This is a genomic window from Maritimibacter alkaliphilus HTCC2654 (assembly GCF_000152805.1).
Lineage (GTDB): Bacteria > Pseudomonadota > Alphaproteobacteria > Rhodobacterales > Rhodobacteraceae > Maritimibacter > Maritimibacter alkaliphilus.
This window is the reverse complement of sequence record NZ_CH902579.1, coordinates 25695-45287: the sequence shown is the minus strand read 5'-3', so window position 1 is coordinate 45287 and position 19593 is coordinate 25695. Positions and strand designations below refer to the sequence as shown.

Here is a 19593-nt window from a genome sequence, read left to right as displayed (position 1 = left end):
GGCCGCATTCAGCCGGGTGCAAATAAGTTGGCAATGCCGGCGGGTGCAATCGTGCATGAGCCCTTTCAGATAAGTTTCCGCGACCCGTGCTCTGCCATGCCACAGCCACCAGCGAAGGCTTTTCGCGGGGCGCTGGAACAGCACCGGAATTCCAGTGAATCCCGGTATCTGGACCAGACCCTGAACGGCGGCCTCGACATGTCGAATACGCATCGAGATGTGCCACCAGTCGAGGATATGCTTCACCTGGCCGTCGCCACCCATGGCATTCCGTATGAGGTTCGGGAGAGCAAGCTCGCCATCAGAGATTACCGTCAACAGACGGCCCGGCTTCCATCCAAAGTCTGACAGCTCTTCTCGCATCCGGCTGCCTGGCGATGCCGTCGCATTGGCGACCAAGCCAAATCGTCGGCACATATTGCGACTTTCAATCTTACCGACCACAAGATCCAGGTGTCGCTGCTGATACTCCGGTCGACAGCGGATATGCGCACCGTCCAGAAAAACCGTCAAACCCCCTTTGGGAAGTGCTTCAGCGGGATCGCCTGATGCCCTTCGACTTTTCTCGAGCCCCGCGGCTACTCTTCCCAACCGGTCACGCACCGTGGTGTGATGGGGCGGATGGCAGGGGAGGAAGCTTTTCATCAGCCGCGCGGCTTCGCGAAAGGAATGCCGGGACCCGAGTTCCGCATGGAGCCGCTGCAGCTCCGGGGTAGCCCGGTCAGGAAAGAAATAGGCCAGCGGAGAAATAGGTCCGCCGGGCATCGCCGCTGACCTGGCATCACACGAACAGCGGCGCAAGCGCGCGGCTTTGACCCGAACCCGCCCAAAGAGCGTGTCGAGATCGCGCGTGCGATAGTCATGAATGGCACGAACCGAGGCGCAATCCGGGCATACGCGGCTTTCTCGAATGATCTCATCGACCTGATCGTAAAGGATTACCCTCTGGATCTGTTCGAGGATCCTTTTCCCATCCTCGAGGCGCAGCCCGATCCCGTCTGGGCAGGTCACCCGGTATGGTCGAGAAATGCCGTCAAGCTGATGAGTGCGCTTCTCCCCGTTGTCGAAGGTAGTTTCGATTGTAATCCGTACGTCCATGGCAGCCCCCCATACAAAGAGCTTACCTTAGCACAGGCCAGATCACCGACGACGACCCCCATGTTCTGTCCACTCCCGATTTAAAGGCAAAATATCATATTTAAGGGCAAAGCAAGGCCGTTGATTTCGTTGGATTTCTCATCTCACAATTAAGGGCTCTGCCTCACTTTGTGTGGCGCAACTATCCTGAAACTGGAAAATTCAGGAGGGATAGTTGTGAGTTCGAAGAAGCACTGGTCGCCGGGCAGCGATGTTGCAGTTCAAAGCGTTGAACGAAGTGAATCCGGCGGGTGGATTGTATCTGGCGTCTTGGCACCCAACGGCATTTGCCCAGACTGTGGATTGCATTCACGCCGACGTCATGGCTGGCGGCGTCGGTGGCTGCAGGATTATCCCGCGCATGGAGACGCGGTAACGGTTGATCTCGCAGTTTGCCGTTGGCGATGTTTGGCGCCTGCTTGCCCGCGCCGGACTTTCTCGGACCAGATCAGCTCGATTGCGCGTCCATTTGCACGTCGTACTTCGCGTGTAGGGGAGATTGTCGGCCATCTTGGGCATGCGACAGGCGGACGGCCTGCGGAGCGGTTGTTGCATCGTTTGGGCCTTGGGGTCAGCGATGACACGGTGCTCAGGCAGCTGAAAAGGTGTGCTCAAGGCACCACCGAGGCGCCGACAATCATCGGGATCGACGATTGGAGCTGGCGGAAATCGCAAACCTACGGCACGATCATCGTGGATCTGGAGCGTCGCGTGGTCATCGACATCCTCGAGGATCGAGATGTCGTCACCTGCACCAACTGGCTAAAGCGACACCCCGAGGTGGAAGTGATCAGCAGAGATCGGTGCGGTCTCTACGCCAAGGCTGCCCGGCAAGGGGCACCGCAGGCAAAGCAGGTCGCCGACCGGTTCCATATCGTGCAAAACCTGCGGCAGGCCATTGAGGAACAGATGAACCTTCACGGCCGTGCCACCGGCAGGGCGCTGCTGTCCGACGCCGACAACATCACCGCAGCCGGAAGCCTTCTGAAGTCCCGCCTTGCGCACAGGACGTCCCGGGAAGAGATTTTCACCACCATCCATGCGCTCCGAAATCAGGGACTTTCCTGCAGCGAGATCGGGCGGCGAACAGGGTTTCCGCGTCGCAGCATCGCGAAATGGCTGCAGTTCGAAACACCACCGGACCGCAGGCGGGCCGCTTTGAAGCCGAGTTCGCCATGGTATTTTGAAGAGTTCCTGAGCCAAAGCTGGAAGGAGGGCATTCGAACTGGCAGCGCCCTTTTCAGTCTGATCCAAGAGCGTGGTTACGAGGGGAGCCAGTCGCATTTGCAGCGGCTGCTGGCGGGTTGGCGCAGAGCCGAACAGCAAGCGAGCGATCCCAAGGTAGAACACAAGATCCTGGAGCCGGTTCGGGACCCGGAAACGGGGCACGCGATCTCCCCGGTCATCGCGGCCGCGCTGTGCATCAAACCGCGCGGCAAGCTCACCTCGGATCAGGCGCGTAAAGTCGATGCGCTCAAGACCCGCTCTCCCGCCTTCGTATCGATGCGCAGCCTCGCCATGCGGTTCAATGGTATCCTGCGCGGCCGCGTGGCAGACCCGCTCCCTGCATGGATCGACGACGCGATCGAAACCGACCTGGCGCCCATCGTGCGCTTTGCCCGCACAGTGAACCGGGACTACGAAGCCGTCAAAAACGCCATCGAGATGCCCTGGAGCAACGGCCAAGCAGAAGGTCAGATCAATCGCCTGAAGACCCTCAAACGCGCCATGTACGGCCGAGCCGGTCCAGAATTGTTGCGGGCGAGAATGCTACCGTTCCACCACACAGATTGAGGCAGAGCCCAATTAAGGGCTACGCGACAGGCATGTTCATGCCGCTGCCCGGCCGGGCACATGGCTTGGCGAGATGCTGACGCGCAAGCCGCCGATGCTGGTGCGGGTCGCGCTGGCGAACAAAATGGCGCGGATCGTCTGGGCGCTGATGGCCCGAGGCGGCGCCTACCAGTCTCCGACCGCTGCGGCGTAAGCCGTCACTGGTCGCGAGGACGTCGGAGCGGAAGAGGGCAAGGAGACGTTTGGCGCACGGTCGTGAGACGGGATCGGGAGAACCAGAGCGCAACAGAGTGCCATCGAGCACGCGGCTTTGATCTGGACCCGACCTGCGAACACCATACGGGCCCGCGGCGTGATGATGGCCGCAACAGAGGCCGGATACATGTCAGCACCCGACACCGCGCGAAACTGATCCAGAAACCCTCTTGCGCAAGGGGCGGTTATACATGTTGCGCAAATGCTGTGAAGGTTTCACCTTGCGAATCCAGTCTGTTAGTCAGGCTGCATGAGCAGACCCATACCCCCGACCTACAAGACCAGGAACTGGCCAGCCTACAATGAAGCAGTCAAGCGCCGGGGCTCGCTGACGATCTGGTTTGACCCCGAGATGAGCTGGGATGCCGCGCCGACAGGCAGGCGTGGCCGCCAGCAGACCTACAGCGATGCCGCTATCCAGACGTGCCTCTCGATGAAAGTGCTGTTCGGCATGGCGCTCCGGCAGACGACCGGGTTCGTCGAGAGCCTGCTACGGCTGGTCGGCCTGAACTGGACGGTGCCCGACTTCAGCACGCTATCTCGCCGCCAGAAGACCTTGGCCGTGAACATCCCCTACCGCGGCTCCAAGGGGCCGTTGCACCTGCTGATCGACAGCACCGGGATCAAGGTCGAAGGTGAAGGCGAGTGGCACGCACGCAAGCATGGCGGCCCGAAACGGCGCGTCTGGCGCAAGCTCCACCTTGGGATCGATGAAGAAACGTTGGAGATCCGGGCCGTCGAAGTCACCGGGAGCCACATCGGTGATGCGCCCATCCTACCCACCTTCTCGACCAAATCCCGCAGGACCAGGAAATCGGTAGCGTTACGGCTGATGGCGCCTACGACACGCGCAAATGCCACGATGCGATTGCAGATCGCGGTGCCCATGCCGTCATCCCGCCCCGCAAGAACGCGAAGCCCTGGAAGACGATCACCGCCGGAGCCGTGGCGCGAAATGAGGCCCTGCGCGCGGCGAAATACCTGGGCCGCGCGCTCTGGCGACGATGGAGTGGATACCACCGCCGAAGCCGCGTCGAGACAAAGATGCATTGTATCAAGTTGCTGGGCCAGCGGCTCATGGCACGGGACTTCGATCGACAGGTCGCCGAACTCCAGGTCCGCATCGCCGTCCTGAACGGCTACACCGCGCTCGGAATACCCGTCACGGAAGCTGTGGGATAAGTCCGTCCGGGGAAAGGGGAACCTCGGCCTTAAGCCGATTTGTGCATCAGAGCCCTTGACACTAATAATTAGCTATCTATGTTTTTCCCGGCGATGGTTCCCCGGAAGAGGAGCCGGATTTCATCGCTGCATCAAACTGGAGGAAATTCATGTCACGGACAGCTAATTTGGTCGGCCCGCGTTCGCGGACCGGAATGGTGGTGCTTTGCCTCGCTCTGACCGCGGGCTTCGCCCCGCTCGCGTCGGCGCAGGAGCAGCCCGCCTTCAACGAACATGCGGGAACCCTGCCGGACGGGACGGCATGGCTGATCCGCGTGCCCGAGAACTGGAATGGTCGACTACTCAGGGATCTGGATTTCGCCAGCAACGTTTCGGTCGCGTCAGCGGTCCAGCGGTATGACGACCTGCTCGGTCGTGGCTATGCCTTCGCCGGGCTCGCCCGGCACCCGCTGCGCCTGTGGCAATACGATCCGCAGCGTGAAATCCTGAATCTACAAGCTGTTCAGGACATTTTCACGGACCTGGAGCGCGCTCCTGACATGGTGCTGCAATACGGCTGTTCTGGCGGAGGGCTCGACAGCCTCGCTTCGGCCGAGGATTACCCGGACAGGATCGACGGTGCCGCCGTGCTTGCCGCCCATACGCCGGTCTGGATCATGAGCAGTTTCCTGGATGGCTGGTTCGCCATGCAGACCCTGCTGGGCGAAAGCTATGAGGCCGCTGGGCACGGTCCGGCCAGCGATCTCGCCATCGTCGGCCTGCCCAATGCCGGAGCGGGTGGCGAGCGCAGCCTTGACGCGATCCGTGCGTCCTGGATGGCCGCCATCGAAACGGCGGGCGAAAGCCCGGAGGGCCGCGCGCGGCTGGCGCTTGCCTTCGCCATCGGACAGTGGTCGCCGTGGATGGTCGAGGGGACCGAACTACCCGACACCGCGGATGCCGGCGCCATGGCCGACATGATCGTGGCCTCGGCGCTGCGCATCGGCGGTAATGTTGGCGGGACCTCGCGGCTTCTGTTCGAAAACGCCGCATCGGGGCAGCAACTTTCCGGGAACGAGGGGGTCGACTATGCCGCCTTCTACCAGAATGCCGCACCCGCGATGGCGCGGACGGTTGAGGCGCTCTACGAACAGGCCGGTTTGGACCTTCAGGCCGACATTGCCAGGATCGACGCCGCCCCCCGCATCGCGGCCTCGGATTATGCGCGCGATTTCTGGGCCGCAGACGGGCGCACGACGACCGGCGATCTGCAGGTTCCGGCGATCCGCATCCACATGCTGGGCGACTGGGCCATTCCCTACACGCTGATGGAAGGCTACGGCGCGCTGGTGCAGGAGCAGGGTACCGGCGATCTGTATCGGCAGTCGCTGGTCCAGGGCACGGGCCATTGCGAGTTCACGGCTGCCGAAAGCACGGCCATCGTCGAGACCCTGGTCGAACGGATCGAAACGGGCGCCTGGCCCGAGACATCGCCCGAGGCGCTGAACGCCGCAGCCGAGGCGCTGGAAACCGGGAGCGCCCCCCGGTTCATCGAACACGGTGATTGGCGCGTGGCAGCCTATAACCGGCCCTGGGTTCCGGCAGAATGAGCCGATGGGGAACTGGCGCTGCGCCGGTTCCCCCACAGGTCCGGTGGCGCAAGTCATTGGTGGACCGTCGCCAACGCGCAGTGGGCATCTCTGGCGAGGGCAAGTGTTCCCATGTCTGGACGACCCCTGCTGCGCAAGCTGGGAATTGACGCGCCTATGCCGAAAGCAGTCATGTCTACGGCCTTTGTGGTGCGGTCTAGCCGCTGGCCCAGATGAAGTCCGCGGATCGGGTCCCAATCAAAATTGCGCGCTTTCTGCGCCTTGACCCCCTGGGGTGTCCCGATCCCCGGTTCGACCGGTTTGTCATCTCTTCTCAGCTTCACGCATTCCGTCAGCGGTTCCGCGCTCAGGAGACAGGGGCCGCGTAGATCTCGTTGCGGCGCAGGAGCGCCCAAGCGATCCGGGCAGTCTTGTTGGCGAGCGCGACCGCAACGACTTTCGGTCGCTTGCGTGCTTTAAGCCCAAGCATCCAAGCCTTGCCGGCATCGCCCTGCCTTGCAAAGCGAAGCACCGCAGTCGCGCCGGAAACGAGCAGTCGCCGGATATATCCATCACCCTGCTTGCTGATCCCGGTCTGTCGATCCTTGCCACTGCTTGAGTTCGCCCGTGGCGTCAGGCCTAGCCAGGCCGCGAACTGTCGTGCCGAGCGGAACAGGCTCGGATCCGGAACATTTGCAGCAATTGCGCTGGCGGTGATCGGTCCGATACCGGGAATGGTCGCCAGTCGCCGGCTCGTCTCGTGCGTCCGGTGCCACTCGAGGATCCGTTTCTCCAGGGCCTCAGCCTGATCGGCAATCGCCTCCGCTTGGCAGATCAACGCATGGATGGCAGCCGCAGCATGGTCAGGCAACCGTTCCTGGTTCTCTCGGAAGTGGGTGTCGCCTTGCCCTTAAATCGGCTCTGCCTCAATCTGTGTGGTGGAACGGTAGCATTCTCGCCCGCAACAATTCTGGACCGGCTCGGCCGTACATGGCGCGTTTGAGGGTCTTCAGGCGATTGATCTGACCTTCTGCTTGGCCGTTGCTCCAGGGCATCTCGATGGCGTTTTTGACGGCTTCGTAGTCCCGGTTCACTGTGCGGGCAAAGCGCACGATGGGCGCCAGGTCGGTTTCGATCGCGTCGTCGATCCATGCAGGGAGCGGGTCTGCCACGCGGCCGCGCAGGATACCATTGAACCGCATGGCGAGGCTGCGCATCGATACGAAGGCGGGAGAGCGGGTCTTGAGCGCATCGACTTTACGCGCCTGATCCGAGGTGAGCTTGCCGCGCGGTTTGATGCACAGCGCGGCCGCGATGACCGGGGAGATCGCGTGCCCCGTTTCCGGGTCCCGAACCGGCTCCAGGATCTTGTGTTCTACCTTGGGATCGCTCGCTTGCTGTTCGGCTCTGCGCCAACCCGCCAGCAGCCGCTGCAAATGCGACTGGCTCCCCTCGTAACCACGCTCTTGGATCAGACTGAAAAGGGCGCTGCCAGTTCGAATGCCCTCCTTCCAGCTTTGGCTCAGGAACTCTTCAAAATACCATGGCGAACTCGGCTTCAAAGCGGCCCGCCTGCGGTCCGGTGGTGTTTCGAACTGCAGCCATTTCGCGATGCTGCGACGCGGAAACCCTGTTCGCCGCCCGATCTCGCTGCAGGAAAGTCCCTGATTTCGGAGCGCATGGATGGTGGTGAAAATCTCTTCCCGGGACGTCCTGTGCGCAAGGCGGGACTTCAGAAGGCTTCCGGCTGCGGTGATGTTGTCGGCGTCGGACAGCAGCGCCCTGCCGGTGGCACGGCCGTGAAGGTTCATCTGTTCCTCAATGGCCTGCCGCAGGTTTTGCACGATATGGAACCGGTCGGCGACCTGCTTTGCCTGCGGTGCCCCTTGCCGGGCAGCCTTGGCGTAGAGACCGCACCGATCTCTGCTGATCACTTCCACCTCGGGGTGTCGCTTTAGCCAGTTGGTGCAGGTGACGACATCTCGATCCTCGAGGATGTCGATGACCACGCGACGCTCCAGATCCACGATGATCGTGCCGTAGGTTTGCGATTTCCGCCAGCTCCAATCGTCGATCCCGATGATTGTCGGCGCCTCGGTGGTGCCTTGAGCACACCTTTTCAGCTGCCTGAGCACCGTGTCATCGCTGACCCCAAGGCCCAAACGATGCAACAACCGCTCCGCAGGCCGTCCGCCTGTCGCATGCCCAAGATGGCCGACAATCTCCCCTACACGCGAAGTACGACGTGCAAATGGACGCGCAATCGAGCTGATCTGGTCCGAGAAAGTCCGGCGCGGGCAAGCAGGCGCCAAACATCGCCAACGGCAAACTGCGAGATCAACCGTTACCGCGTCTCCATGCGCGGGATAATCCTGCAGCCACCGACGCCGCCAGCCATGACGTCGGCGTGAATGCAATCCACAGTCTGGGCAAATGCCGTTGGGTGCCAAGACGCCAGATACAATCCACCCGCCGGATTCACTTCGTTCAACGCTTTGAACTGCAACATCGCTGCCCGGCGACCAGTGCTTCTTCGAACTCACAACTATCCCTCCTGAATTTTCCAGTTTCAGGATAGTTGCGCCACACAAAGTGAGGCAGAGCCCTTAATTATGAGATTCCACTGCCATCGCGCCTATGCTTTTCGCGCGCTGCCGGGCGATGTAAACAACCGCGGCAAGCAGACGTGGCTCCTTATCGAAGGCGCGCAATAGAGCAACCCTTGCATAGTCGTCGATGCCGGAGCTTGAGATGGCCGCTTTGACCAGTGGACGGGATTGGGCTGCATCAATTGCAGCAAGGCCAAACAGCCTTACTTCCAGCCTGTGGCCCTGAAGAGCGTATAACGGATCTCCGCGGAAGGCCTTTAATGATATGGCAAAGGTGACCGCGCGCATTGCGCGCCGAAATTGCTTGGAGCTGCGTAATCGCGCGGCGTATTCAAGCCGCGCGGCGCCGTTGCGCGCACGATTTATCAGCTTTTCGGGCATCTGTTCGCCACTGGCCTTGCCGAGCGTCGGCACAAGTCTCGTCCCACAAACCTGGCAGTCGAATGCCCAGGCTCGCCTCCAATGCTTGAGCGAAAGGCCCTCTCTGGAACATTGCAGGCAATGCTGGAATGGTATCTGGGCCGTCAGCGAGGCTTCTCGTGTCGTCATTGCTGGGAAGGTCAAAGATCGCACAACATCTGGGTCAATCCGTGCGGCGTTGGCAATCTTCGCCGCCGCAGCCGCGTCGACGTTGAAGTTCAAGGCGGTGCCATGCGCGGTATCGATTCTGAGATGAGCCAGTAGTTCCGCATCATCACAGTAGTTGGCCGCCGCCAGCCTAGACAACCAACCTGACAACAACTCGTCGGGCAGCGGCGCGACAGTCTTGGGCAGCGGGTGCGGCTTCACACCCCGGACTTCTCGAGCCGCCGATGGGGGTTCGCATGGCGCGACCAAACCGGCGTCCATTTTGCGATTGCGTCATCGGTGATGCATTCATCACCTGTGACAATGGCGTCGATGGAAAGATCCTTGATCAGGGCGAAGATGCGCGAGGTCACCCCGCCGGTCAGCGCAAGTATCTGCTTTAGTGACTTGACCTTCAGATTGGATTTCTTCTCGAGGGGCATTGCCGCGATGAGTGTCTGGATCATGTCCGAGAACTCGGCGTCGTCGCGCCAGTTTGGAAGGTGATGTTCGTCCAGCCGCCTGGCAAGCTGGATATCACCACGGATGGCATCGACGGCCTCGCTGACCCCCAGGCAGACCAGCGACACTTCGAGTTCATTGCTGAGATACCGCAGAACATTGAGAAAGCGGCGCTGTTCGCGGTGGGTCCCGGCCAAGAGGTTGTGGACTTCGTCGATCATGATCATCCGCAGGCCAAGGTCGCGCAAGAGCGCGACGACACGGACTTCGAGGGAGGCCACATTTTGAGCGCGCGCGCTCAGTGCCGTGGCCGGTGCCCCGACGGTCGCCAGGATGTGCAGATAGAACCGTCGTTCGTCGGGAGCTGGTGGTGCTTGTAACAGTAACAGCGGCGTTCGCGTAATTCCCGATGCTGGGTCATATTCCGGTGCATATCTGCGCGAAAGATTGCGGGCGATCATCGTCTTTCCGATCCCGGACGCGCCATGCACAAGAAGGCCAGGCATACGGGTTTGCCTTGGCGCTTCGATCATACACTGCAAACGGTCCAGAACTTGTTCGGCCCGCGGAAAGCCAATCCAGATATCCGATTGAATGAGGGTGATCCGACCGTCTTCCTCTGTTTTTCCTGCCCTCAATTCACCATCTCTCCACCTTGAACAATGGGCGCGATGTATCACCCGTATCGATCGCGCGCAGCCCTTCGGTTGTTGAGACGGCCGAGTTGGCGCCCTCCAATGTCCCTTTTCTTTCACGGGATCGGCGTTCGGCCCTCGTCAGGCTCCGGCTTTCAGACTCGATTTGGCGTTGCTGTCGGATCAGCTCAGCCAGGACCAGCTCATTGGACCCGGACTTGCCAAGGGCACGGGCATTCCTCATGGCTTCGCGATATTCCCAGAGCGACACAGGCGGAATTTCCAGGTTTCGGTACCGAGCTTCGACGTATCGGTCATTATCCAGTTCGACCCAGATCACCGAGAGGTCGCGAGGGTCGTAGCGGACGACCACCTTTCCATCCCCGCGCCCGATGTGGCCTGCAAGCGCATCGGACCAGTACCGTATCTGGAACAGATGGATGCCGTCACGCCTGACCTTGCGCAGTTCACTTGGCAGAAAGCTCACCCGAAAGGCTTCAATCTCGAAGGGGATATCGCCCATCATTTGCTCTGAGAGCGCCTCCCATTTGGCAACGGGCGTGCAGCCAAGACTTGAATGAATGCTGTTGTTGTAGCGGCAGATTTCCAGAGCAAACCAGCGATCGAAGTCGCTTAAGGTCATCGTGGCCATGCCCTCGGCGTCATAGTCGCCCTTGGCCACGACCGAGGATTGCGTTGTTCCAGGCAACAGGTGCACGGCCCCCATCATCGTGCCGATCAATCGTTCGATGTGCCCTCCGAAATGAGGACTGCCTGGCGGCCGATAGACCAGATCGATCCCCCATTCTGCACATGCCGACCGAAAGGCATGCGACCGGAAATCGCGCCCGTTATCGACGTGGATGCTATGCGGTTTACCCTGCGCGGGCCAAGGAACATTGCGCACCAATTCCGCCAGAAGTTCCGCCTTGGGGGCCACAGCCTGTGTCAGGCAAAGCGCCACCGACAGACGCGAAGGTGCCTCGAGAGAGGTGTAATATCCGGTCACCATCCGCGTTGCGACGTCGATCGCCAGCGTGACCCAAGGCCGCCCAATTGGTTTGCGTTCAAAACTGTCGACGAGAATGATGTCCGCAGGCGTATGGTCGATTTGCACGACCTCCAGTGGCCGGTTTGCCTTGTTGTCGCCTACGACCGGCGCAAATTTCTGGCGGGCCGCCTTTGCGCCTTCGCGTGCCTTGGCAATTTCACGGGCATCCATTGCATCCAGCCTGCGCTGAACCGTCCGACGTGTCGGCGGTTGCAAGCCCTGCTGCCAGCACGCGCTTCGGATTTCTGTCACGATGCGCGACAGGCTTGGGCGTTCCCGCCGTAAGAAATAACGGCGAAGATGTTCTTCGATCACCGCTTCCACCTTGCCGGATATCAAGGTTGTACCAGTCGGGCGGCCCCGTTTCCGAGAAGCCAGCGCGCTGGTGCGCCCACCCTCTTCGGCCAGACGCTTTATCCAGCGCCAGACAGTCGCCCTGCTGACACCAAGCTCCCAAACGGCGTCATTGATGCCACTTTCCAGACTGCCAGTTCCTTTGAGATATGCCTGAACAAGCGGACGCAGAACGGCCGCCCTGCGCGCCTCCTCAGCACCAGCGGCAACGAAGTCTTCGCGATCATCATCCATCAATATTTGCCACACGAAGCTGCGAACCCTGTCTCAGGTTTAAGGGCTCTGCCTCACTTTGTGTGGCGCAACTATCCTGAAACTGGAAAATTCAGGAGGGATAGTTGTGAGTTCGAAGAAGCACTGGTCGCCGGGCAGCGATGTTGCAGTTCAAAGCGTTGAACGAAGTGAATCCGGCGGGTGGATTGTATCTGGCGTCTTGGCACCCAACGGCATTTGCCCAGACTGTGGATTGCATTCACGCCGACGTCATGGCTGGCGGCGTCGGTGGCTGCAGGATTATCCCGCGCATGGAGACGCGGTAACGGTTGATCTCGCAGTTTGCCGTTGGCGATGTTTGGCGCCTGCTTGCCCGCGCCGGACTTTCTCGGACCAGATCAGCTCGATTGCGCGTCCATTTGCACGTCGTACTTCGCGTGTAGGGGAGATTGTCGGCCATCTTGGGCATGCGACAGGCGGACGGCCTGCGGAGCGGTTGTTGCATCGTTTGGGCCTTGGGGTCAGCGATGACACGGTGCTCAGGCAGCTGAAAAGGTGTGCTCAAGGCACCACCGAGGCGCCGACAATCATCGGGATCGACGATTGGAGCTGGCGGAAATCGCAAACCTACGGCACGATCATCGTGGATCTGGAGCGTCGCGTGGTCATCGACATCCTCGAGGATCGAGATGTCGTCACCTGCACCAACTGGCTAAAGCGACACCCCGAGGTGGAAGTGATCAGCAGAGATCGGTGCGGTCTCTACGCCAAGGCTGCCCGGCAAGGGGCACCGCACGCAAAGCAGGTCGCCGACCGGTTCCATATCGTGCAAAACCTGCGGCAGGCCATTGAGGAACAGATGAACCTTCACGGCCGTGCCACCGGCAGGGCGCTGCTGTCCGACGCCGACAACATCACCGCAGCCGGAAGCCTTCTGAAGTCCCGCCTTGCGCACAGGACGTCCCGGGAAGAGATTTTCACCACCATCCATGCGCTCCGAAATCAGGGACTTTCCTGCAGCGAGATCGGGCGGCGAACAGGGTTTCCGCGTCGCAGCATCGCGAAATGGCTGCAGTTCGAAACACCACCGGACCGCAGGCGGGCCGCTTTGAAGCCGAGTTCGCCATGGTATTTTGAAGAGTTCTGAGCCAAAGCTGGAAGGAGGGCATTCGAACTGGCAGCGCCCTTTTCAGTCTGATCCAAGAGCGTGGTTACGAGGGGAGCCAGTCGCATTTGCAGCGGCTGCTGGCGGGTTGGCGCAGAGCCGAACAGCAAGCGAGCGATCCCAAGGTAGAACACAAGATCCTGGAGCCGGTTCGGGACCCGGAAACGGGGCACGCGATCTCCCCGGTCATCGCGGCCGCGCTGTGCATCAAACCGCGCGGCAAGCTCACCTCGGATCAGGCGCGTAAAGTCGATGCGCTCAAGACCCGCTCTCCCGCCTTCGTATCGATGCGCAGCCTCGCCATGCGGTTCAATGGTATCCTGCGCGGCCGCGTGGCAGACCCGCTCCCTGCATGGATCGACGACGCGATCGAAACCGACCTGGCGCCCATCGTGCGCTTTGCCCGCACAGTGAACCGGGACTACGAAGCCGTCAAAAACGCCATCGAGATGCCCTGGAGCAACGGCCAAGCAGAAGGTCAGATCAATCGCCTGAAGACCCTCAAACGCGCCATGTACGGCCGAGCCGGTCCAGAATTGTTGCGGGCGAGAATGCTACCGTTCCACCACACAGATTGAGGCAGAGCCGATTTAAGGGCAACGCGACACCTGTCTTTCGAGTATCTCTATGACGAGCCGATCTTGCTGGTGGCGCGCGCCGGACATCCAGCGCTGGATCTGCCGGTGACCGACGCTCTGCTACGCTATCCCCTCATCCTGCCCAACCCTGGCGCGATCATCCGTCAGAGCGTGGATCAATACCTTGCCGCGATGGGGTTATCCGATCTCACACCGGTGTTCGAGACGGTGGCCCTGCCGGCGGCGCAAACGCTTCTCGAAGGTTCTGAGATGCTCTGGTTCATCTCGCGCGGCGTCGTGGCGCGGGAAATTGCGCGCGGCAGCCTTGCTGCGCTCGATCTAAAGTCGGATTACATGGCCGGGGCGGTAGGTCTGACACGCAAGTTCACGTTCGACGAAGACAGCCATGCCGATCTGCTGGCGCGGCTTCTACACCGGCGGGTTGAAGAGGATTGCGCCCGTCGTTGAGCCAGTCAGACGGCTTCTAGCGCAATAGCAATACCCTGTCCTACACCGATACACATGGTGGATAGCGATTTCTCACCAGGCTTGAGGTCAAGCATCGCGGTGCCAGTAATCCGCGCACCCGACATGCCCAGCGGATGACCCAACGCGATTGCCCCGCCATTGGGGTTCACACGCACGTCATCATCAGCAATCCCAAGATTACGCAACGTGGCGAGGCCCTGCGAGGCGAAAGCTTCGTTAAGCTCAATCACTGCGAACTCCTCTTGGCGCAGGCCAAGACGCGCCAGAAGCTTTCTCGAGGCCGGAACCGGGCCGAAGCCCATGATGCGCGGCGCCACGCCGGCGGTCGCCCCGCCGAGCACTCTGGCGATCGGCTTAAGCCCATGCTTTTCGGCAGCTTCTTTCGTCGAAAGGATCAAAGCGGCAGACCCGTCATTCACGCCAGAGGCGTTGCCCGCTGTCACAGTGCCATCGGCTTTCACGAAGGGCCGAAGCTTTTTCAGGCCTTCGTATGTAGTCGTGGAACGCGGATGCTCGTCGGTGTCGATGACCAGAGGATCACCTTTGCGCTGCGGGATCGTAACCGGCACGATCTCCTGGGCCAAACGGCCATTGACTTGGGCTTTGGCCGCTTTCTGCTGCGAGCGCAAGGCGAAGGCATCCTGATCGGGGCGCGAGATGCCAAAATCTTCGGCCACATTCTCTGCCGTCTCGGGCATGCTGTCGACGCCATATTTTTCCTTCATCAGCTTGTTAACGAAACGCCAGCCGATAGTGGTGTCGTGGACCTCATTGGCCCGCGAGAAGGCGGAGGTGGCCTTGGGCATCACGAATGGCGCGCGCGACATGCTCTCTACCCCTCCGGCGACAAGCAGCTCGGCCTCGCCGGATTTGATCGCCCGAGCTGCAGTGATGACCGCATCCATACCCGAGCCGCAAAGTCGGTTCATCGTCGTACCCGGCACCGTCTCGGGATAGCCTGCGAGAAGCAGCGCCATGCGGGCGACGTTGCGGTTGTCTTCGCCAGCCTGATTGGCGCAGCCGAAGATCACCTCGTCGATCGCGGCAAGGTCGAGGCCCGGATTGCGCGCGGCAATGGCCCGAAGCGGAATCGCGGCAAGGTCGTCAGCGCGGACGGAGGAAAGCGCACCGCCAAAGCGGCCGATTGGTGTGCGGATGTAGTCGCATATGTATACGTCAGTCATGAGATTCCCTCGGGAACATTGAGTTCGGCAACTTCGCCAACAATGTGCAACGTCGCGCCAGTCACCGCCTGCAAGGCGTCCAAAGTGATGCCCGGCAGTTTTTCACGAAGCACGAATTTGCTATCTTCGATGTCAATCACGGCCAGAGAGGTGTAGACGCGGGTCACGCACCCGACGCCTGTCAGCGGGAAAGTACAGGCCTCGACCAGTTTCGGGCCGCCATCCTTGGTTACATGGTCAGTTACAACCGCCACACGCTTGGCCCCATGCACAAGGTCCATTGCTCCACCCACGGCCGGCACGCCTTTGGTGCCTACGCGCCAGTTCGCCAGATCGCCGTTCTGGGCGACCTGATACGCGCCAAGAACGGCCAGATCGAGGTGGCCACCGCGCACCATCGAAAAGCTGTCGGCATGATGGAAAAAGGATGCACCGGGCTTCAATGTAATCGCCTTTTTGCCCGCATTAATAAGATCCCAGTCTTCCTGTCCCTCCGCAGGGGCTTTTCCGAATCCCAGCACGCCGTTCTCGGTATGATAGGTTACATCGCGGCCATCGGGCTGGAACTTGGCGATCATCTCGGGAAATCCGATACCGAGGTTCACATAGGAACCATCTTCGATATCCTGAGCGGCACGCCACGCGATCTGCGCGTTCGTCAGTTTGTCTTCCATTAAATTGAAACCGGACATCAGTAGACCACCCCCCTACGCACGAGTACTTCTTCTTGTTGAGGCGCGGGAACCTCGACAATCTTGTCGACGAAGATTCCGGGGGTAACTACCGCCTCAGGATCGATGGAGCCGGGTGCGCGGAGGTTGGAGACCTGCGCAATCGTGCGATCGGCAGCCATCGCCATCAACGGATTGAAGTTCCGGCCAGCCAAACGATAGGTAAGGTTGCCGGTCTCGTCACCATCATGGCCTTTGATCAGGGCGAAGTCGGCCTTCAACCACAACTCTTGCACGTACATCTTGCCGTCGAACGTCTCTGTCGGCTTGCCTTCGGCAAGCTCGGTACCAAAAGAAGTTGGCGTATAAAAAGCGGGAATGCCTGCTCCGCGCGCGCGAATGCGTTCGGCCAATGTACCCTGCGGGATCAACTCGAGCTCGATTTCGCTTGCCAGGTATTTTTCGTTGAATGCCTCGGCGTTGGAGCTGCGCGGGAAAGAGCAGATCATCTTCCTGACCATCCCCGCTTTGATCATCGCGGCGATTCCGATCGCGCCGTTTCCCGCGTTATTGTTTATCACGGTAAGATTCTTGGGGCTGCCGGTGGCACGAAAGCGGTCGATTAAAGCGTGGATCAGTTCGATCGGGGCTCCGGAGCCTCCAAAGCCACCGATCATAACCTGTACGCCATCGGGGATATCCGCAACCGCGTCAGCGAGGCTGGGCGATGTTTTGTTCATCAGGATCCTCCTTACATTCACTTCGAAATATCCCTAGATTACCGCCGTAGCGAGTAAAATGTTCATATATTGATCTTTTTTCAACATGTGTATATCAACGTTCGCATGTTGAACAATCCCACCGACTACATCGCCTCGCTCGCCAAGGGGCTGAAAGTGATCGAAGCCTTCGGACCCACATCCCCGCGTCTTTCGATATCCGAAGCTGCCGTCGCCAGTGGCTTGGATCGCGCTGCTACGCGACGCGTACTGTTGACGCTCCACCGCGAAGGTTACGCCGACTATGACGGTAAGTTTTTTACTCTTACCCCGCGCATCCTACGGCTCGGAGTGGCCGCACTTGCTTCCCTACCGCTCTCGCAGATTGTCCAACCTTGGCTTGACCAACTCTCCGAGCAAATTGGTCAAAGCTGTTCCGTGGCACTGCTCGATGAGACCGAGATCGTGTATATCGCGCGCGCGGCGCAGAAACGTGTGATGTCCATCGGGCTCATGCCTGGGTCACGACTCCCCGCCCATTGCACCTCGATGGGAAGGGTTCTGTTGGCTGCGCTGCCTCGCGAAGAGGCTGACCTGCTTGTCAGACGCTCGGACCTTACCCCGCGGACCAAGTTCTCAATACTCGACCCAGTTCAGACCTTGTGCCGGATCGATGCTGCGAGAGAGGACGGATATGCGTTTGTGGACCAGGAAGTGGAAACGGGTTTACGGTCAATCGCTGTTCCGCTGAATGATCGCAAGGGTTTGACCGTCGCTGCTCTCAATATCGGTTTGTCGTCTGCCGGCTGGACACCGAAGCAGACGATTGAAACATACTTGCCGCACTTGCTTGGCGTCCAATCGGCCCTCGGGCGGGTTCTCTGATTGACATTATTTAGAAGTCTAAGTTATTAGGGCCTCAAGCCGGGAGGATACCTTAGATGGAAAATCTGAAACTAGACGCGAAGCTCTCTCTTCAAGAACCAGCCCATCTCTACTACGGCGGCGCATGGGTGCCGCCACTAGAGGGAAAGTACGAAGACACTTTCAACCCAGGAACCGGCGAGCGGATCGGGTCGGTTGCGACGGCAAGTCGCGCCGATGTCGATGCGGCGGTTGCGGCAGCGAAAGAAGGGTTCGAGGTATGGCGGGATGTTGTGCCGCTGGAACGCGCACGTATCCTGAAGGAAATCGCAAATCTCTTGCGAAAGCATGGCGATGAACTGGCGATGATGGACGCTGCAAACTGTGGCAACCCCTATACTGAAATGCGCGGCGACGCCGCGATTGCGGCAGCGCAGATGGAGTTTTTCGCCGGTCTTGTGACCGAAATGAAGGGTGATACGATCCCTATGGGACCAGAGCGCATCAACATGACCCTACGCCAGCCGATGGGCGTGGTTGCAAGGATTCTTGCCTTTAATCATCCGTTCATGTTCTGCGGCGGAAAGATGGCAGCGCCTCTGGCCGCAGGCAATGCCGTCATCATCAAGCCGCCGGTTCAGGCTCCGTTGTCTTCGCTGCGGCTGGCGGAGCTCATCGATGGCCTGCTGCCTAAAGGCACGTTCAATGTTCTGCCGGGCGGCGTCGAGGCAGGAGCTGGGCTGGCCGAACATCCCGACGTCGCCAAGGTCACACTCATCGGCTCCGTACCCGCGGGCCGGGCGGTGATGCGCAGCGCGAGCGACACCGTCAAACCAGTGCTGCTCGAACTCGGCGGCAAGAACGCGCTGATCGCCTATCCGGACAGCGATCCGAAGAAGATCGCCGATGCGATCGTCGGCGGCATGAATTTCGGCTGGTGCGGGCAATCTTGCGGATCGACGAGCCGCGCTTTCTTGCATGTAGACATCCACGATGCGGTCATCTCACATCTCAAAGCGGCTGTCGAACGGTACAAGCCAGGCATTCCGACAGAGCCGGAGACCACGATGGGGGCGATCGTCAGCCGGACACAGTTCGATCGGATCATGGACTTCATCGAATCCGCCATGAGCGAAGGCGCGCGTGCCGTAACCGGCGGCCATGCGGTGACCGAAGGTGCGCTGGCGAAAGGCAGCTTTATCGCGCCGACGATTTTTGCGGATGTAACGCCGCAGATGCGTATCGCCCGTGAAGAGATTTTCGGGCCAGTTCTTGCGGTTCGCAAATGGTCGGACGAAGATTCCATGCTGAACGAGGTCAATGCACTTGAGCTTGGGCTGCCCTGTGCAATTTGGACTCGGGATCTGGTGATGGCTCATCGTACGGCTGCACGCGTCGAGGCCGGGTTTGTTTGGGTTAACGAAGTCGGTCGGCATTTCCTTGGTGCCCCGTTCGGTGGGGTCAAGCAATCGGGTATCGGGCGCGAAGTAGGTATTGGCGAACTGATTTCCTTCACCCATGAAAAGAATGTGCATATCAATCTGTCGGGTCAGTGACCCGGTGCGTAGGTAATGTGCGAACGGGGTCTGGGATCCAAAAGCTTTTTCTGTATTGATTGCTTTGGCCGGGATGAGGCCATCCCTTCCTGCCCCTTTTGCAAACCGATAAGGATCTAAAAAATAATGAGCAATGTTGCGAACGTCCCCGATATCATCCTCGAACCCATGGTTCGGAACGCTATTATGGAGGACCTGGGTGCCGCAGGCGACGTGACAACCCGTTCCGTTCTGCCTGAAGGCACGCGCTACAAGGCGCAAATGCGTGCACGGCAGGACGCGGTTGTTTCTGGGATGCAGGTGGCCTCTCTCGCGTTTCGGCTGATTGATCCCAATCTTGTGGTCGAGACTGTCGTGGCGGATGGTACGGCCTGCAAAGCGGGCGATACGTTGATGCGTATAGAGGGATCGGCGGCGTCGATCCTTGCCGCAGAGCGTGTTGCCCTGAACTTTGCCGGACGGTTGTCTGGGACGGCAACCTTGACAGCGTCCTATGTTCAGGAGCTTGCGGGTACCAAGACACGTATCACCTGTACACGC

13 protein-coding genes and 5 pseudogenes are annotated in these 19593 nt (G+C 60.1%); 9 read left to right on the top strand and 9 right to left on the bottom strand.

Features of this window, described 5'->3' with window-relative positions; translation table 11 throughout:
- A pseudogene (locus RB2654_RS23030) lies at positions 1-1098 on the bottom strand (ISKra4 family transposase); the annotation flags it as partial.
- Positions 1099-1314: 216 nt separating this feature from the next.
- Here RB2654_RS23030 and RB2654_RS20745 point away from each other — a divergent pair.
- The 4 genes and pseudogenes from RB2654_RS20745 (at position 1315) to RB2654_RS20730 (ending at position 5957) form a co-directional block, all read left to right on the top strand.
- A complete protein-coding gene (locus RB2654_RS20745; protein ID WP_422908288.1) occupies positions 1315-2931 on the top strand; it encodes an ISL3 family transposase in 1617 nt (538 codons plus the stop codon).
- A gap of 28 nt (positions 2932-2959) precedes the next feature.
- A pseudogene (locus tag RB2654_RS23505) lies at positions 2960-3124 on the top strand (IS110 family transposase); the annotation flags it as partial.
- 390 nt (positions 3125-3514) lie between these two features.
- A pseudogene (locus RB2654_RS20735) lies at positions 3515-4368 on the top strand (IS5 family transposase).
- Positions 4369-4517: 149 nt separating this feature from the next.
- Complete coding sequence (locus RB2654_RS20730) at positions 4518-5957, top strand: hypothetical protein (protein WP_246146646.1); 1440 nt, start codon at positions 4518-4520, stop codon at positions 5955-5957.
- Between the two features lie 346 nt (positions 5958-6303).
- Here the strand turns inward: RB2654_RS20730 and RB2654_RS20725 are convergent.
- The 5 genes and pseudogenes from RB2654_RS20725 to RB2654_RS20705 all read right to left on the bottom strand — a co-directional run.
- Positions 6304-6828, bottom strand: a pseudogene (locus RB2654_RS20725) (IS110 family RNA-guided transposase); the annotation flags it as partial.
- Between the two features lie 34 nt (positions 6829-6862).
- Positions 6863-8479, bottom strand: coding sequence for an ISL3 family transposase (locus tag RB2654_RS20720; RefSeq protein WP_422908288.1), 1617 nt, complete (start codon positions 8477-8479; stop codon positions 6863-6865).
- A gap of 63 nt (positions 8480-8542) precedes the next feature.
- A complete protein-coding gene (locus tag RB2654_RS20715) occupies positions 8543-9334 on the bottom strand; it encodes a TniQ family protein (protein ID WP_008335465.1) in 792 nt (263 codons plus the stop codon).
- Positions 9331-10212: a TniB family NTP-binding protein gene (locus tag RB2654_RS20710; protein WP_024099410.1), complete on the bottom strand. Its 882-nt coding sequence runs from the start codon at positions 10210-10212 to the stop codon at positions 9331-9333. Before RB2654_RS20710 ends, RB2654_RS20715 begins: the two co-directional genes overlap by 4 nt.
- A gap of 1 nt (position 10213) precedes the next feature.
- Positions 10214-11848, bottom strand: coding sequence for a TnsB C-terminal domain-containing protein (locus RB2654_RS20705; RefSeq protein ID WP_024099411.1), 1635 nt, complete (start codon positions 11846-11848; stop codon positions 10214-10216).
- A gap of 106 nt (positions 11849-11954) precedes the next feature.
- Here RB2654_RS20705 and RB2654_RS23025 point away from each other — a divergent pair.
- A pseudogene (locus tag RB2654_RS23025) lies at positions 11955-13570 on the top strand (ISL3 family transposase).
- A gap of 30 nt (positions 13571-13600) precedes the next feature.
- The gene (locus tag RB2654_RS20695; protein WP_083783479.1) at positions 13601-14038 is read left to right on the top strand and encodes a LysR substrate-binding domain-containing protein; all 438 of its coding nucleotides are present in this window, start codon (positions 13601-13603) and stop codon (positions 14036-14038) included.
- A 5-nt stretch (positions 14039-14043) separates the two neighbouring features.
- Here RB2654_RS20695 and pcaF read toward each other — a convergent pair whose 3' ends face one another.
- Genes pcaF through RB2654_RS20680 form a run of 3 tightly spaced genes read right to left on the bottom strand, consistent with a single transcriptional unit; the run spans position 14044 to position 16654 of the window.
- Complete coding sequence (gene pcaF / locus RB2654_RS20690) at positions 14044-15243, bottom strand: 3-oxoadipyl-CoA thiolase (RefSeq protein WP_007803192.1); 1200 nt, start codon at positions 15241-15243, stop codon at positions 14044-14046.
- On the bottom strand, positions 15240-15917 hold the full coding sequence (locus tag RB2654_RS20685; protein ID WP_008335453.1) for a 3-oxoacid CoA-transferase subunit B: 678 nt from the start codon (positions 15915-15917) through the stop codon (positions 15240-15242). The genes pcaF and RB2654_RS20685 overlap by 4 nt, the downstream gene beginning before the upstream one ends.
- Positions 15918-15934: 17 nt before the next feature.
- A complete protein-coding gene (locus RB2654_RS20680) occupies positions 15935-16654 on the bottom strand; it encodes a 3-oxoacid CoA-transferase subunit A (RefSeq protein WP_007803187.1) in 720 nt (239 codons plus the stop codon).
- A 105-nt stretch (positions 16655-16759) separates the two neighbouring features.
- Here RB2654_RS20680 and RB2654_RS20675 point away from each other — a divergent pair, with 105 nt between their 5' ends.
- From RB2654_RS20675 to RB2654_RS20665, 3 genes are all read left to right on the top strand, one after another.
- Positions 16760-17518, top strand: a complete 759-nt coding sequence (locus tag RB2654_RS20675) for an IclR family transcriptional regulator domain-containing protein (protein ID WP_008335451.1) — start codon at positions 16760-16762, stop codon at positions 17516-17518.
- Between the two features lie 56 nt (positions 17519-17574).
- Positions 17575-19053 carry an aldehyde dehydrogenase family protein gene (locus RB2654_RS20670; RefSeq protein WP_008335450.1) on the top strand — a complete coding sequence of 493 codons (1479 nt, stop codon included), beginning with the start codon at positions 17575-17577 and terminating at the stop codon, positions 19051-19053.
- Positions 19054-19179: 126 nt separating this feature from the next.
- Positions 19180-19593 (top strand): nicotinate-nucleotide diphosphorylase (locus tag RB2654_RS20665; RefSeq protein ID WP_008335449.1); only part of this gene is annotated, 414 nt, incomplete at its 3' end.